The organism is Bradyrhizobium sp. 192, assembly GCF_023100965.1.
Taxonomy (GTDB): domain Bacteria; phylum Pseudomonadota; class Alphaproteobacteria; order Rhizobiales; family Xanthobacteraceae; genus Bradyrhizobium; species Bradyrhizobium symbiodeficiens.
Genome location: NZ_CP064690.1, coordinates 371,820 through 385,589, shown reverse-complemented (window position 1 = coordinate 385,589; position 13,770 = coordinate 371,820). Strand labels below are relative to the sequence as shown.

The window sequence follows — 13,770 nt, the reverse complement described above, 5'->3', positions numbered from 1 at the left end:
TACGGATGCGGCTATTCCCCATTCCACCCGCAGGCGCGAAGCTTCTCGTGCATGTGGGGCGGGGCCGGCGCCACGACGCGGACCGGCTCCTTGTTCCGGGAGATCGGCACCACGATTTCGCGGGAATGCAGATGCAGCTTCGGCTCGCCGAAACGGGGGCCGTTGCCGTAAATGTTATCGCCGAAGATCGGCCAGCCGGTCGCCGACGAATGCACCCGCAATTGATGGGTCCGCCCGGTCACCGGTTCCATGGCAAGCCAGGTGAAGCCGTCGCCCCGGCCCATCACTTTCCAGTTGGTGATCGCCTTCTGTCCCTCGGGATCGGGCTTCTGCCACCAGCCGCGTTCGGCGTTGAGCCGGCCGAGCGGCATGTCGATGGTGCCCTCGTTCTCGGTGGGGCCACCCTCGACCACGGTCCAATAGGTCTTGCCGATCTTGCCGTGCTTGAACAGGAGGCCGAGCGAGGCCGTTGCCTTGCGGTGGCGGCCGAGCACGAGGCAGCCGGAGGTGTCCTTGTCCAGCCGGTGAGCCAACACCGGCGGCCGCGGCAGGCCGAAACAGAGCGCGTCGAACGAGGCCTCCAGATTGGCGCCGCCCTTGGGGCCGCGATGCACGGGAAGCCCGGCCGGCTTGTCGATAATCAGCATCAGCCCGTCGCGATGGAGCACGCGCGCCAAAATCTCGTCGGCGGTCAATTGGGGAACATCGAGCAATTGCAAGACTTTCGTTGCCGGCAAGACTTTCGGTCAAGACTTTCGTTTGGGAGCCGGAACGGCTAACACACCGCCACCATGAACGATACCACCCCAGAGACCCCCAAGCTGAGCTGGTGGCGCCGCCTGTCCGACGGGCTGAAGCGCACCTCGTCCTCGCTCGGGACCGCGGTCGCCGACCTCGTCACCAAGCGCAAGCTCGACCGCGCCATGCTCGACGACATCGAGGACGTGCTGCTGCGTGCCGACCTCGGCACGTCGGTCGCGGTCCGGATCGCGGAAGCCGTCGGCACCGGCCGCTACGACAAGGCGATCTCGGCCGACGAGGTCAAGGACGTCGTCGCCACCGAGGTCGAGAAGGTGCTGACGGCGGTTGCGAAGCCGCTCGTGATCGATGCGGGCAAGAAGCCGTTCGTCATCCTCGTGGTCGGCGTCAACGGCTCCGGCAAGACCACCACCATCGGAAAGCTCTCGCAGAAATTCGCCTCCGAGGGCCGCAAGGTGATGCTCGCCGCCGGCGATACGTTTCGTGCGGCGGCCATCGAGCAGCTCAAGGTCTGGGGTGAGCGCACCAAGACGCCGGTCATCGCGGGCGCGCAGGGCTCGGACTCGGCGAGCCTCGCCTTCAACGCGCTGACGGCGGCGAAGGAGCAGGCCATCGACGTGCTGCTGATCGATACTGCCGGCCGCCTGCAGAACAAGGCCGAGCTGATGAACGAGCTCGAAAAGGTCGTGCGCGTGATCCGCAAGGTGGATGACACTGCGCCGCACGCCGTGCTGCTGGTGCTCGACGCCACCGTCGGCCAGAATGCGCTGTCGCAGGTCGAGGCCTTCCATCGCACGGCGGGGGTCACCGGCCTCGTGATGACGAAACTCGACGGCACCGCGCGCGGCGGCATTCTGGTCGCGCTCGCGGAGAAATTCAAATTGCCGGTGCACTTCATCGGCGTCGGCGAGGGTGTCGACGATCTCGCGCCTTTCACCGCGCGCGACTTCGCCCGCGCTATCGCCGGAATCGAAAGCTAGAGAATGGACAAGACCCAGCCGCATCCGCTGTTCAAGCTCGCGACCGAGCTCGGTCCGCTGCTCGTGTTCTTCTTCGTCAATGCGAAGTTCAATCTGTTTGCCGCCACCGGCGCCTTCATGGTCGCGATCGTCGCGGCGATGGTTGCGTCCTACGTGGTGACGCGTCACATCCCGATCATGGCGATTGTCACAGGCGTGATCGTGCTGGTGTTCGGCACGCTGACGCTGGTGCTGCATGATGAGACCTTCATCAAGCTCAAGCCGACCATCATCTACGGCCTGTTCGCCGCGATCCTCGGCGGCGGCCTGTTGTTCGGCCGCTCCTTCATTGCCGTCATGTTCGACCAGATGTTCAATCTGACGCCGCAGGGCTGGCGCATCCTCACGCTGCGCTGGGCGCTGTTCTTCGCCGGCATGGCGGTGCTGAACGAGATCGTCTGGCGCACCCAGAGCACGGATTTCTGGGTGAACTTCAAGGTGTTCGGCGTGACCCCGATCACGATGATCTTCGCCATCGCCCAGATGCCGCTGACCAAGCGCTACCACCTCGAGCCGGCGTCGCTGGAGGCGAGCGAGGCCGAGGCAGGGGATGTGCGGAAGGGGTGAGCAGGTTCGTGTCCGGGACGTGCGTAGCGCGAGCCGGGACCCAGAACTTTCCCAAGAGTGCCGTTGTGGAGATCCGGGGCAGAGCGGCGTTAAGACCCCGCCTTCAGCGCCTTCTCCATCTGCGGCAACAGCACCGTCCGCAGATTGTCCGGCGTGATCGGGCCGACCAGCTTGTAGACGATGGTGCCCTCGCGTCCCACGACGAAGGTTTCGGGCACGCCGTAGACGCCCCATTCGATCGAGGCGCGGCCGTTGGCATCCACGCCGACGCGGCCGAACGGGTTGCCGTAGCGCCCGAGGAAGCGGCGCGCATTGTCGGATGCGTCCTTGTAATTGATGCCGACCAGCTGGAAGCGCTTGTCCTTGGCGAGCTCGGTCAAAAGCGGCGCCTCGTCGTGGCACGGCACGCACCAGGACGCCCAGACATTGACGAGGCTGACCTTGCCCTTGAACGCGGCGGGGTCGAGGCCCGGCACCTGCGCGTTTTCGATCTGCAATCCCTCCAGCGGCGGCAGCGCCGTCTGCGGCGCCGGACGACCGATCAGCGCGGACGGAATCCGCGAGGGATCGCCGCTGCCGAGCCGGAACCAGAACAGCAGCGCCAGGCCGATGAAGGCGATCAGCGGCAGCACCATCAGGAAGGTGCGGCGGTGCGGCGGTGCGGAAGTCGATTGTTCGCTCATGACGCGTCCGTCGCGCTGCGGCCGGAGCGGCGGGTGATGCCGCGCTCCTCCAGCTCGCGCAGGCGCTGCGTCTGGTTGCGATAGTCGAGCACGATCCAGCCGATCAGGATGACGACCACGACGGCCGCTGCGACATAGGACGTCACGATGAAGGATGCATAGGGACCGAGCGACATGATCAGGCGGCCCCAACTTCGTTCGACACGTTTTGTCCGCGCGCGCCGGCGCCTATTTCGCTCGAGAACGCCACACGGCTCGCCTGCATCATCTGCAGGGAGCGGACACGGCGGCGCAGGATCTCGTTGCGCATCGCCGCCAGATGCAGCGTGACGAACAGCAGCGTGAAGGCGATCGCCATCACCAGCAGCGGAATCAGGAACGACTTGTCGAGGGCGGAGCCGCCCATGCGCATCACCGAGGCCGGCTGGTGCAGCGTGTTCCACCAATCGACCGAGAACTTGATGATGGGAAGGTTGATCGCGCCGACCAGGGTCAGCACGGCGGCGGCGCGCGCCGCGCGCGAGGGATCGTCGACCGCGCGCCACAGCGCCATCAGGCCCAGATACATCAGGAACAGGATCAGCACCGAGGTCAGCCGCGCATCCCACTCCCAATAGGTGCCCCACATCGGCCGGCCCCACAGCGAACCTGTGAGCAGCGCGAGGAAGGTGAAGGCGGCGCCGATCGGCGCTGCGGCTTTGGCGGCGACGTCGGCGAGCGGATGCCGCCACACCAGCGTGCCCAGCGAAGCGATGCTCATGACGCCCCACACGAACATCGACAGCCACGCATTGGGCACGTGGATGAACATGATCTTTACCGTCGCGCCCTGCTGGTAGTCGTCGGGCGCCAACGCGGTTTGATAGAGGCCGATCGCAAGCAGGAGGACGGTGGCGGCCGCAAGCCACGGCAGGACCCGCGCTGTCAGCGCGAGGAACCGCGTGGGGTTGGCGAGGTCGATCAGTGTCATGGTACCCTGATAATCATCGGTGGCCGCTCAGGCAATCAGCACGAAAGCCCGCAGCGAAAGTTGATCGGGGTCAAGTCAGTCGCGCGCATCTCAGTCGAGCCCATTTCAATCAAGTCCATGACGCAGGCTCGCTGCGGCTGCGAAGGGGCCGATCACGAGGCTGACCAGCGACAGCGCGCACAGGATCGAGAACGGCGCACCGAAGGTCATGGGGCCGACGATCACGGCCTGCGAGGCGGCAACACCGAAGATCAGCACGGGAATCGACAGCGGCAGCACCAGCACCGCCATCAGCAGCCCGCCGCGGTGCAGCGTCACCGCCAGCGCCGCGCCGATCATGCCGGTAAACGTCAGCGCCGGAGTGCCCGCCAGCAGCGTCAGTGCCACCGCACCGGTCGCGACCATGTCGAGGTTCAGCAGCAGGCCGAGCACCGGGGTTGCGACAATCAGCGGCAGGCCGGCGGCCAGCCAATGCGCCAGTGCCTTGGCGGCGCAGGCGAGTTCCAGCGGGGTCCGGCTCATCGTGATCAGGTCGAGCGAGCCGTCCTCGTGGTCGGCCATGAACAGCCGGTCCAGGGTCAGCAGGCTCGCCAGCAACGCGCCGAGCCAGAGGATGGCCGGCCCCAGCCGCGACAGCAGCGCCAGATCCGGCCCGACCGCGAACGGCATCAGGACGACGACGGTCAGGAAGAACAGCACGCCAATCAGCGCCCCGCCGCCGACGCGCAGCGCGATCCGGACGTCCCGGCGGATGAGGGCGGACAGGGCAGTCATGGGAGGCTCCCCTTGTGCCGCAAGGGCGGTGCGCTCCCTCCCCCGCTTGCGGGGGAGGGTTGGGGAGAGGGTATCTCGACAACGAAGACTCCCTCAGAGGAGAGAACCCTCACCCGGCGCTGCGCGCCGACCTCTCCCGCAAGCGGGAGAGGCGAGGGAGCCCGCGGCGACGGCTGCGTGCCGGGTGCGAGCGCGGCACCTTGCCGCTCGAAAAGCTGAGGGTCGGGCCGCATCACCCCAGACCCCCAATCCGCAGCTCCCGCGTCTCGATCCCCAGCGGCGCGTGGGTCGCCGCGACGATCATGCCGCCGCGCGCGAGGTGTTCGCGCATCAGGCCGCCGAACATGTCCTGGCCGGTCACGTCCAGCGCGTTGGTCGGCTCGTCCAGCAGCCAGACCGGGCGGCGGACGGTCAGCAGCCGGGCCAGCGACAGCCGGCGGCGCTGGCCGGCGGACAGGAAGCCGGCGGGCAGGTGGATGGTATGCTCGAGCCCTACCGTGGCGAGGCTCTCGGCGAAGTCGAAACGCTCCCCGCCAAGGAAATCGGCCCAGAATGACAGGTTCTCCGCTACGCTGAGCGCCGGCTTCAGGGCATCGCGATGGCCGAGATAGTGGCACTGCTCCGGCAGCGTCAGCTCGGCATCGCCGCCGCCCAGCACGATCGTCCCGCCCGCCGGAACGAGAAGGCCCGCGATCAGCCGCAGCAACGAGGTCTTGCCCGACCCGTTGCGGCCGACGACCGCCACCGCTTCGCCGGCGACGGCCGCGAAATCGAGCCCGGCAAACACCTCGCGGCCGCCGCGCACGCAGGTGACGTCGCGTCCGGAAAGCTGCATCTTGTCTCGGTCCACCCCGCTCAAAGCCGGGCCTCAGGAAAACTTGGGGTAGCGCATGGGAATTTTTGGCTCGCGAATGCTGCGGTACGATTGTGGCTGTGGCGGCGCGGTTAGAAAGCTTCTATAAGCCCGGAACTACTTGATGCAGCAACTCAACCTGCCCCTGCAAGCGGCCCAGCCTGATACGCTGACGGTGTTAAGATACCCTGCCGGGTATAGCTAACAATTGGGATTCCTACATGACCTCGCTCGACAGCTTCAAATGCAAAAAGACCCTCAAGGTCGGCGCCAAGACCTATGTCTATTACAGCCTGCCCACGGCCGAGAAGAATGGTCTGAAGGGAATTTCGAAACTTCCCTATTCGATGAAGGTCCTGCTCGAAAATCTCCTCCGCAATGAGGATGGCCGCACGGTCAAGAAGGAAGACATCGTCGCGGTCTCGAAGTGGCTGCGGAAGAAGTCGCTGGAGCATGAGATCGCCTTCCGCCCGGCGCGCGTGCTGATGCAGGACTTCACCGGCGTGCCCGCGGTGGTCGACCTCGCCGCGATGCGCAACGCGATGCAGAAGCTCGGCGGCGATGCCGAGAAGATCAACCCGCTGGTGCCGGTCGATCTCGTCATCGACCACTCGGTGATCGTGAACTTCTTCGGCGACAACAAGGCTTTCGGCAAGAACGTCACCGAGGAATACAAGCAGAACCAGGAGCGCTACGAGTTCCTGAAGTGGGGCCAGAAGGCGTTCTCGAACTTCTCCGTCGTGCCGCCAGGCACCGGCATCTGCCATCAGGTCAATCTCGAATACCTCTCCCAGACGGTCTGGACCAAGAAGGAGAAGATGACGGTCGGCAAGAAGACCGGCACCTTCGAGGTCGCCTATCCCGACTCGCTGGTCGGCACCGACTCCCACACCACCATGGTCAACGGTCTCGCCGTGCTCGGCTGGGGCGTCGGCGGCATCGAGGCGGAAGCCTGCATGCTCGGCCAGCCGCTGTCGATGCTGCTTCCCACCGTCGTCGGCTTCAAGCTGAAGGGCGCGATGAAGGAAGGCGTCACCGCGACCGACCTTGTGCTGACAGTGACGCAGATGCTGCGCAAGCTCGGCGTGGTCGGCAAGTTCGTAGAGTTCTTCGGCCCGGGCCTCGACCATCTTTCCGTCGCCGACAAGGCGACCATCGCCAACATGGCACCCGAATATGGCGCGACCTGCGGTTTCTTCCCGGTCGACGCTGCCGCGATCGACTATCTCAAGACCTCCGGCCGCGCGGCGCCGCGCGTCGCGCTGGTGCAGGCCTATGCCAAGGCACAGGGCCTGTTCCGCACCGCCAAGTCGGCCGATCCGGTGTTCACGGAGACGCTGACGCTCGATCTCGGCGACGTCGTGCCGTCGATGGCCGGTCCGAAGCGCCCCGAAGGTCGCATCGCGCTGCCGTCGGTGGCCGAAGGCTTCTCGCTTGCGCTCAGCAATGAGTACAAGAAGGGCGAAGAGCCGGCGAAGCGCTTTGCCGTCGAAGGCAAGAATTTCGACCTCGGCCATGGCGACGTCGTGATTGCCGCGATCACGTCCTGCACCAACACCTCAAATCCGAGCGTGCTGATCGGCGCCGGCCTGCTGGCCCGGAATGCAGCCGCGAAGGGCCTCAAGGCGAAGCCGTGGGTGAAGACCTCGCTCGCGCCGGGCAGCCAGGTGGTCGCGGCCTATCTTGCTGATTCCGGTCTGCAGAAGGATCTCGACAAGGTCGGCTTCAACCTGGTCGGCTTCGGCTGCACCACCTGCATCGGCAATTCCGGTCCGCTGCCTGAGGAGATCTCGAAGTCGATCAACGACAACGGCATCGTCGCAGCCGCCGTGCTCTCCGGTAACCGCAACTTCGAAGGCCGCGTCTCGCCGGACGTGCAGGCGAACTATCTGGCCTCGCCGCCGCTGGTCGTTGCGCACGCGCTCGCCGGCAGCGTCACCAAGAACCTCGCGGTCGAGCCGCTCGGCGAAGGCAAGGACGGCAAGCCGGTGTACCTCAAGGACATCTGGCCGACGACCAAGGAGATCAACGCCTTCATGAAGAAGTTCGTGACCGCGGCGATCTTCAAGAAGAAATATGCCGACGTGTTCAAGGGCGATACCAACTGGCGCAAGATCAAGACCGTCGAGAGCGAGACCTATCGCTGGAACATGTCTTCGACCTACGTGCAGAACCCGCCCTATTTCGAAGGAATGAAGAAGGAGCCGGAGCCGGTCACCGACATCGTCGAGGCGCGCGTCCTCGCCATGTTCGGCGACAAGATCACCACCGACCACATCTCGCCGGCCGGTTCGATCAAGCTCACCTCGCCCGCCGGAAAATACCTCAGCGAGCACCAGGTGCGCCCCGCCGACTTCAACCAGTACGGCACGCGCCGCGGCAACCATGAAGTGATGATGCGCGGCACCTTCGCCAACATCCGCATCAAAAACTTCATGCTGAAGGGCGCGGATGGAAATATCCCCGAAGGCGGTCTGACCAAGCACTGGCCCGACGGCGAGCAGATGTCGATCTACGATGCCGCGATGAAGTACCAGCAGGAGCAGGTGCCGCTGGTGGTGTTCGCCGGTGCCGAATACGGCAACGGCTCCTCGCGCGACTGGGCGGCCAAGGGCACCCGCCTGCTCGGTGTGCGCGCCGTGATCTGCCAGAGCTTCGAGCGCATCCATCGCTCCAACCTGGTCGGCATGGGCGTGCTGCCGCTCACCTTCGAGGATGGCACCTCGTGGTCGTCGCTCGGCCTCAAGGGCGACGAGAAGGTCACGCTGCGTGGCCTGCAGGGCGACCTCAAGCCGCGCCAGAAGCTGACCGCGGAGATCGTCTCCGGCGACGGCTCGCTGCAGCGCGTTTCGCTGCTCTGCCGCATCGATACGCTGGACGAGCTCGACTACTACCGGAACGGCGGTATCCTGCACTACGTGCTGCGCAAGCTCGCGGCCTGAGCGCGAATTTGTGAACGGTGGCTCACTGCGACGTGAGTAGAAGGTTAAACGAAGGCGGCCTATCACAAGGCCGCCTTCGTGCGTTTGCGGCATGCTCCAGATGGGCCCGCCCGGCGGAAAACCCTCTTTCGGGTGGTCCGCCCGGACGGTTGAGTGTGCCGCGCCCCGTAAGACTACGGTGACCATCCGGCTTTAAGATCTCTCTTCCCACGAGCAATGGCGTGCGGCGTTCAACATGACAGCAATGACGGCTTCTCATCTGATTTCACGCAACGTGGTCTCGAGGTGGTCCGGTGCGCTCTGGTCGGGAGCTCTCGGCATCTGTGCGATCGTCGCCGTCATCCGTCCTGCCGAGGCCGACCCCCGCGCCGTCGTCGAATTGTTTACCTCGCAGGGCTGCTCCTCCTGTCCGCCCGCCGACCAGATCATCGGTGATCTCTCCAAAGACCCCTCGATCATCGCGCTGAGCATGCCGATCGACTATTGGGACTATCTCGGTTGGAAAGACACGCTGGCGGATTCGCGCTTCTCTGCACGGCAGCGTGCCTATTCGCGCATGCGCGGCGACCGCGAGGTCTACACGCCGCAAGTCGTGGTCAACGGCTCCACCCATATCGTCGGCAGCGATCGTGCCGGCATCGAGAGCGCGATCGGCAAGAGCGACAAGGGTACGGGCGTCATGAGCGTGCCGGTGACGATGTCGCTCGAGGGAAAGCAGATCAACGTGTCGGTGGCCGCGAGCAACGAGCCGGCCGTCTCGCATGGCGAGGTCTGGATCTGTTCGATCGCCAAGTCGGTCCCGATCGCGATCACCCGCGGCGAGAATCGCGGACAGCAGGTCACCTATCACAACGTGGTGCGCAACCTGCTCAAGGTCGGTGACTGGACCGGGCGTTCGGAAAGCTGGACTGTGCCGATCGAGAACCTCACGCGCGACGGCGTCGACGGCGCGGTGGTCTATGTCCAGGACGGCAGCCGCGACAAGCCCGGCACGATGCTGGGTGCAGCGTACACGTCGCTGCACTGATCCATCAGAATCTCTCCCAGGCTCCGCTCTCGATCCTCATGGTGAGGAACGCGCCCCTGCGCGCGAGGCGGACGATGCTGTGCATCGCCGCGAGAACCATGCGGGCCCGCTCACTCGGCCTCGATCCTTCGAGACGCCGCGCAAGAGCGCGGCCGTCAGGATGAGGAGAGAATTCTCGCACGGATGTCCGGAGAAACTCGTCGAGGCCGAAACGTCCCGACACAAACAAAAAGGACCAACTTGCGTTGGCCCTCCTTGTTGTGCGTACAGACCCGATCCTGTTCGACCCCGGGGGGCTGGGGGCTGAGGAATCCGGAACCGAAAGGACCGGGTCAACGCACACGAATCTTTTCGCAATGCAGGGCGGCAGTCGCTAGGCGGAAAAGCGGCGAGACTATGATTCCTGCTAACGATCCCGTGACGGTTTGCCGCGACGGAGTTCCACCATTGCGTGTGCACGGATTCGCACCCGATTCGACAGGTTGGATCAGGAGCCTCTTGCGGCGCTGACCGGTTGGCGCAATCATGGAGCTGTCATGATCCGGGTTCCGGGGACGGTCTTCGCGGACGGGGTCATGCCGTGCGATGAGGAAGCGCTCCATGAGTCTGTCGGAGGATGCCGATCCGAGCGAGCAGCGCGCGGCGGCGCGCCCCGCTGCTGCGGCCACGCAACTGAGCCGGGTGACGTTCAATCGGCTCGAGCTGCATCGTATTCTCAATCTCTACGGCCGCATGGTCGCCGATGGCGAATGGCGCGACTACGCCATCGACTTCCTCAGGGATCGCGCCGTGTTCTCGGTCTATCGCCGTGCCTCGGAAGTGCCGATCTACCGCATCGAGAAGGACCCGCGGCTGGCGCGCAAGCAGGGCATGTACAGCGTGATCTCGGCGACGGGCCTGATCCTGCGCCGCGGCCACGAACTGGAGCGCGTGCTCCTGGTGATCGACCGCAAGCTGGCGGTGGTGTAGCCGCACGAACGGTGCCGTAGCAACCATTAAGGTTCTCCCGATTTTCCGCAAGCATGACGCCGGGCTTGCAGCCGTCAAGGTGTGGCCTGGCGGCAGCGAGTTTGACGCGGGGCGTTCGCGACGGCCAACCTTGACGGCCGCGGCGCACGGCGTCGTCCAGGCGGAAGGTCGGGACGAAGAAACGGCCGCCTGATCGAACAAAGAAACGCGATCAGGTGGCGGGCAGCTTGGCAGTTTGAGGCGCTTCGGCGATCCACGGAGTTCCGCGGGCGACCACGGCGTTGATCGTGACGAGCAACTTTCTGGCGCAAGCGACCAGCGCGCATTTATGAGATTTTCCGGCGGCGATCAGCCTTGTATAGAGAGCCTTCATCTGCGGGTTCCATCGGGAGGATGCCGGAAGAGCCGCGTTGTAGAGCGCCCAACGCAGCCGCTCACGGCCACCTTTGATGTGACGGGCACCGGATCGTTCGCCGCTATCGTCGTCGTAAGGCGCCAGTCCACTGAGAGCTGAGGCCCGTTCGCGTGTGATGTTGCCGATCTCGGGCATCCTGATCAGGACGGCAGCCGCGGTCGGCAGACCGCAGCCGGCGACGCTGTAGATCAGATCGAGCCGTGCGGCGAGATCAGGATGCTTGCGGATCGCCGCCAGCAGCGCCTTGAACTCGGCTCGTTTGGACTTTGCCAACAGCGCGATCTGCGCCTTCCAAACCCCTTGAATCCGCTTGTCGCGGCAACTCTCGAGCCGGTTCTTCAGCCTTGCGATGTCTTCCGTGATCTGATCGATCATGGTCAGATGCTCGGCAAAGGGCTGCAACCGCGGATCCGGTGCAGGATGGATCGTCTTGACCGCGGCAGTGCACGTCGCGATCAGCGCCGCGTCGATCCTGTCGTTCTTAGCCAGCAGCAGACGGAACGTGGCATAGGCGCGGACCTGCTTCGGCTGAAACAGCACGACGACGAAACGCTTGCGCCGCAGCTCCGCAACGACCGCCTGCTCGTAGCCTCCACTTGCCTCGATCCCGACCCTCTTTACCTTGCGGCACTTCAACCACTCCACCAGCGCCTGGTGACCTCTTGCCGTGTTGTCGACCCGCAACTGCTCAGAGTTGCCATCGATCGCCACGTCGAGCTTGCGTTTGCCGGTATCGATCCCGGCACAGATCGTGTTACGCTTGGCCATCTTCCTCGACCCTCCCTTGTTATGCGAACCTGAAGTTCGTTCAACCATGCGGGTCCCGATGAAGTGCCGACCGCGATCTTGCTACGAAACGCAGCCCTCAAGGCTTCGGTGGGCATCGATCCGATCGATCGGCGGCCCAGCCAGGGTGGCCACCCGGGCTGGGCCATTCCTCACGGAACGGGGCCAATCCTATACCGATGCGCTAATACAAGGGTGGGTAAAGGCGCGAAGCGCCGTGCCCACGTTCTTTCTCTATCGCGGGGAGATGGTGGGCACGCTGACGCTTTGCCCACCCTACAAGCCCTACTTCCCCGGCACCGTCTTCGCGCCCTCGCCGAGGTCGCGCTGCATCATCACGGTGTCCAGCCAGCGGCCGAATTTCAGCCCGACATTGGGATGCGTGCCGATCATCTTGAAGCCGCCCTTGGTGTGGACCCCGATCGAGCCGGCATTGGCGGAATCTCCGATCACCGCGATCATCTGACGGAAGCCGCGCGCCTCGCATTCGGCAACCAGCCGGTCCAGCAGCAACGAGCCGATGCCGCGGCGGTGGAAGGAGGGATCGAGATAGATCGAATTCTCGACCGTGAAGCGGTAGGCCGGGCGCGGGCGGTAGGCGCCGGCATAGGCATAGCCGGCCACGCGACCGTTGAGCATGGCGACGAAATAGGGATAGCCGCCGTCGACCAGCGTGCGATAGCGCCGCGTCATCTCGGGGAGGTCCGGCGGCTCCAGCTCGAACGTCGCGGTACCCTCGCGGACGGCCTGCTGATAGATGGCGGTGATGGCGGGAAGGTCGGCCTCGGTTGCAGGCCTGATTTCGGGTGCGGACATGCCGCAAAGATAGCAGGGGCGCCGCGATGAGCAACGCTGTTCCCGCATACGTCATGGCCGGGCATAGCCGTACGAAGGACGGCGTCGCTTCCGCTCGCCCAAAACAAAAACCCCGGCCTCTCGGCCGGGGTTCGTGTCCGTTCTCTCTGGTCCGTCGCTTACTCGCGCTGGCCGAGGAGCTGCAGCAGCAGCGTGAACAGGTTGATGAAGTTCAGGTACAGCGAGAGCGCGCCGGTGATGGCTGCACGCTCTGCGATGTCGCCGCCGGCCGAAGCGTAGCCGTAGATGTAGTCGTTCTTCAGCCGCTGCGTATCCCAGGCGGTGAGGCCCGAGAACACCAGCACGCCAACCACCGACACAATGAACTGCAGCATCGAGCTGGCCAGGAACAGGTTCACCAGGCTCGCGATGATGATGCCGATCAGGCCCATGAACAGGAACGAGCCCATCGCGGTGAGGTCACGCTTGGTGGTGTAGCCGTAGAGGCTCAGCGCACCGAACGTGGCCGCGGTGATGAAGAACACCCGCACGATCGAGGTGTGCGTGAACACCAGGAAGATCGACGACAGCGAGATGCCCATCAGCGCCGCGAACACCCAGAACAAGATCTGGGCAGTCGAGGGAGCCAGACGGTTGATGCCCGCCGAGATGACGAACACCATGGCGAGCGGCGCCAGCATGAACAGCCATTTCAGCGGGCTGACGAACATCGCGTAGCCGAACGGCGTCAGGAACAGCTTGCCGACGCGGACGGCGTCCGCGGTCGGGACGTCGGTCACGGCAGCCATGTAGACGCCGAGCGCGGCAAGGCCGGTGATGGCGAGGCCGATGCTCATGTAGTTGTAGATGCGCAGCATGTAGGCGCGCAGGCCGGCATCGACCGTCGCGGCGTCAACACGCCCGGCGGCCCTGCCGAAAGGAGAAGCGTAGTTACGGTCTAGGTCCGACATGGTCGAATTCCCGTTGGTTGGTCCGGTCCGGCATGAGGGTCGCCATGCCGCCCGGTTCGTCAAATTCTATCTCGGATACCGATGCCTGCCGACTAAATTCTAGCTAACAATCGGGACTCCGAACCCATTGGATATGTGGGAAACTAACACATCCGCTGCAACCTTCCACGCGCGGCTGAATGTCGCCCTTGGCGGCAATCCTGACGCGAACCTGACGAGCAGTCGTGGTTAATCGCAGGA

General features: G+C 64.7%; 14 protein-coding genes. 5 read left to right on the top strand and 9 right to left on the bottom strand.

All coding sequences use genetic code 11. From position 1 onward, the window contains the following. Positions 1–11: 11 nt before the first annotated feature. Positions 12–713 carry an RNA pseudouridine synthase gene (locus IVB24_RS01765; RefSeq protein WP_166467526.1) on the bottom strand — a complete coding sequence of 234 codons (702 nt, stop codon included), beginning with the start codon at positions 711–713 and terminating at the stop codon, positions 12–14. A 78-nt stretch (positions 714–791) separates the two neighbouring features. On the opposite strand from IVB24_RS01765, the gene ftsY reads away from it, so the two are divergent. Together ftsY and IVB24_RS01755 are read left to right on the top strand one after the other, a co-directional pair. Further along, positions 792–1,739 carry a signal recognition particle-docking protein FtsY gene (gene ftsY / locus IVB24_RS01760; RefSeq protein WP_247771871.1) on the top strand — a complete coding sequence of 316 codons (948 nt, stop codon included), beginning with the start codon at positions 792–794 and terminating at the stop codon, positions 1,737–1,739. Between the two features lie 3 nt (positions 1,740–1,742). Continuing rightward, complete coding sequence (locus IVB24_RS01755) at positions 1,743–2,345, top strand: septation protein A (RefSeq protein ID WP_094972728.1); 603 nt, start codon at positions 1,743–1,745, stop codon at positions 2,343–2,345. 89 nt (positions 2,346–2,434) lie between these two features. Here the strand turns inward: IVB24_RS01755 and IVB24_RS01750 are convergent, their stop codons facing one another. The 5 genes from IVB24_RS01750 to ccmA form a co-directional block, all read right to left on the bottom strand. Further along, entirely contained in the window at positions 2,435–3,028 is a 594-nt protein-coding gene (locus tag IVB24_RS01750) for a DsbE family thiol:disulfide interchange protein (protein ID WP_094972729.1), read from the bottom strand. Beyond that, entirely contained in the window at positions 3,025–3,204 is a 180-nt protein-coding gene (ccmD, locus tag IVB24_RS01745) for a heme exporter protein CcmD (RefSeq protein ID WP_247771870.1), read from the bottom strand. The genes IVB24_RS01750 and ccmD overlap by 4 nt, the downstream gene beginning before the upstream one ends. A 2-nt stretch (positions 3,205–3,206) precedes the next feature. Beyond that, positions 3,207–3,998 (bottom strand): heme ABC transporter permease, encoded by a 792-nt coding sequence (locus tag IVB24_RS01740; RefSeq protein WP_166467523.1) that lies wholly within the window; start codon positions 3,996–3,998, stop codon positions 3,207–3,209. Between the two features lie 105 nt (positions 3,999–4,103). Next, entirely contained in the window at positions 4,104–4,772 is a 669-nt protein-coding gene (ccmB, locus tag IVB24_RS01735; RefSeq protein WP_094972731.1) for a heme exporter protein CcmB, read from the bottom strand. Positions 4,773–5,004: 232 nt separating this feature from the next. After that, the gene (gene ccmA, locus IVB24_RS01730) at positions 5,005–5,607 is read right to left on the bottom strand and encodes a heme ABC exporter ATP-binding protein CcmA (RefSeq protein WP_166476720.1); all 603 of its coding nucleotides are present in this window, start codon (positions 5,605–5,607) and stop codon (positions 5,005–5,007) included. 239 nt (positions 5,608–5,846) lie between these two features. Here ccmA and acnA point away from each other — a divergent pair, with 239 nt between their 5' ends. The 3 genes from acnA (at position 5,847) to IVB24_RS01715 (ending at position 10,563) form a co-directional block, all read left to right on the top strand. Then, the gene (gene acnA / locus IVB24_RS01725) at positions 5,847–8,567 is read left to right on the top strand and encodes an aconitate hydratase AcnA (protein ID WP_094972733.1); all 2,721 of its coding nucleotides are present in this window, start codon (positions 5,847–5,849) and stop codon (positions 8,565–8,567) included. Positions 8,568–8,802: 235 nt separating this feature from the next. Then, a complete protein-coding gene (locus IVB24_RS01720; RefSeq protein WP_247771869.1) occupies positions 8,803–9,594 on the top strand; it encodes a DUF1223 domain-containing protein in 792 nt (263 codons plus the stop codon). Positions 9,595–10,194: 600 nt separating this feature from the next. Beyond that, positions 10,195–10,563: a DUF2794 domain-containing protein gene (locus IVB24_RS01715; RefSeq protein WP_018318882.1), complete on the top strand. Its 369-nt coding sequence runs from the start codon at positions 10,195–10,197 to the stop codon at positions 10,561–10,563. 211 nt (positions 10,564–10,774) lie between these two features. Here IVB24_RS01715 and IVB24_RS01710 read toward each other — a convergent pair whose 3' ends face one another. From IVB24_RS01710 to IVB24_RS01700, 3 genes are all read right to left on the bottom strand, one after another. After that, the gene (locus IVB24_RS01710) at positions 10,775–11,746 is read right to left on the bottom strand and encodes an IS110 family transposase (RefSeq protein WP_247768358.1); all 972 of its coding nucleotides are present in this window, start codon (positions 11,744–11,746) and stop codon (positions 10,775–10,777) included. 303 nt (positions 11,747–12,049) lie between these two features. Next, complete coding sequence (locus tag IVB24_RS01705) at positions 12,050–12,580, bottom strand: GNAT family N-acetyltransferase (protein ID WP_247771868.1); 531 nt, start codon at positions 12,578–12,580, stop codon at positions 12,050–12,052. A 158-nt stretch (positions 12,581–12,738) separates the two neighbouring features. Continuing rightward, positions 12,739–13,530, bottom strand: coding sequence for a Bax inhibitor-1/YccA family protein (locus IVB24_RS01700; protein ID WP_094972736.1), 792 nt, complete (start codon positions 13,528–13,530; stop codon positions 12,739–12,741). Between the last annotated feature and the right edge of the window lie 240 nt (positions 13,531–13,770).

Coding starts and splice junctions, on each gene's coding strand:
- ftsY (WP_247771871.1), top strand. CDS start 792: ATGAACGATACCACCCCAGAGACCCCCAAGCTGAGCTGGTGGCGCCGC.
- IVB24_RS01755 (WP_094972728.1), top strand. CDS start 1,743: ATGGACAAGACCCAGCCGCATCCGCTGTTCAAGCTCGCGACCGAGCTC.
- IVB24_RS01750 (WP_094972729.1), bottom strand. CDS start 3,028: ATGAGCGAACAATCGACTTCCGCACCGCCGCACCGCCGCACCTTCCTG.
- ccmD (WP_247771870.1), bottom strand. CDS start 3,204: ATGTCGCTCGGTCCCTATGCATCCTTCATCGTGACGTCCTATGTCGCA.
- IVB24_RS01740 (WP_166467523.1), bottom strand. CDS start 3,998: ATGACACTGATCGACCTCGCCAACCCCACGCGGTTCCTCGCGCTGACA.
- ccmB (WP_094972731.1), bottom strand. CDS start 4,772: ATGACTGCCCTGTCCGCCCTCATCCGCCGGGACGTCCGGATCGCGCTG.
- ccmA (WP_166476720.1), bottom strand. CDS start 5,607: ATGCAGCTTTCCGGACGCGACGTCACCTGCGTGCGCGGCGGCCGCGAG.
- acnA (WP_094972733.1), top strand. CDS start 5,847: ATGACCTCGCTCGACAGCTTCAAATGCAAAAAGACCCTCAAGGTCGGC.
- IVB24_RS01720 (WP_247771869.1), top strand. CDS start 8,803: ATGACAGCAATGACGGCTTCTCATCTGATTTCACGCAACGTGGTCTCG.
- IVB24_RS01715 (WP_018318882.1), top strand. CDS start 10,195: ATGAGTCTGTCGGAGGATGCCGATCCGAGCGAGCAGCGCGCGGCGGCG.
- IVB24_RS01710 (WP_247768358.1), bottom strand. CDS start 11,746: ATGGCCAAGCGTAACACGATCTGTGCCGGGATCGATACCGGCAAACGC.
- IVB24_RS01705 (WP_247771868.1), bottom strand. CDS start 12,580: ATGTCCGCACCCGAAATCAGGCCTGCAACCGAGGCCGACCTTCCCGCC.
- IVB24_RS01700 (WP_094972736.1), bottom strand. CDS start 13,530: ATGTCGGACCTAGACCGTAACTACGCTTCTCCTTTCGGCAGGGCCGCC.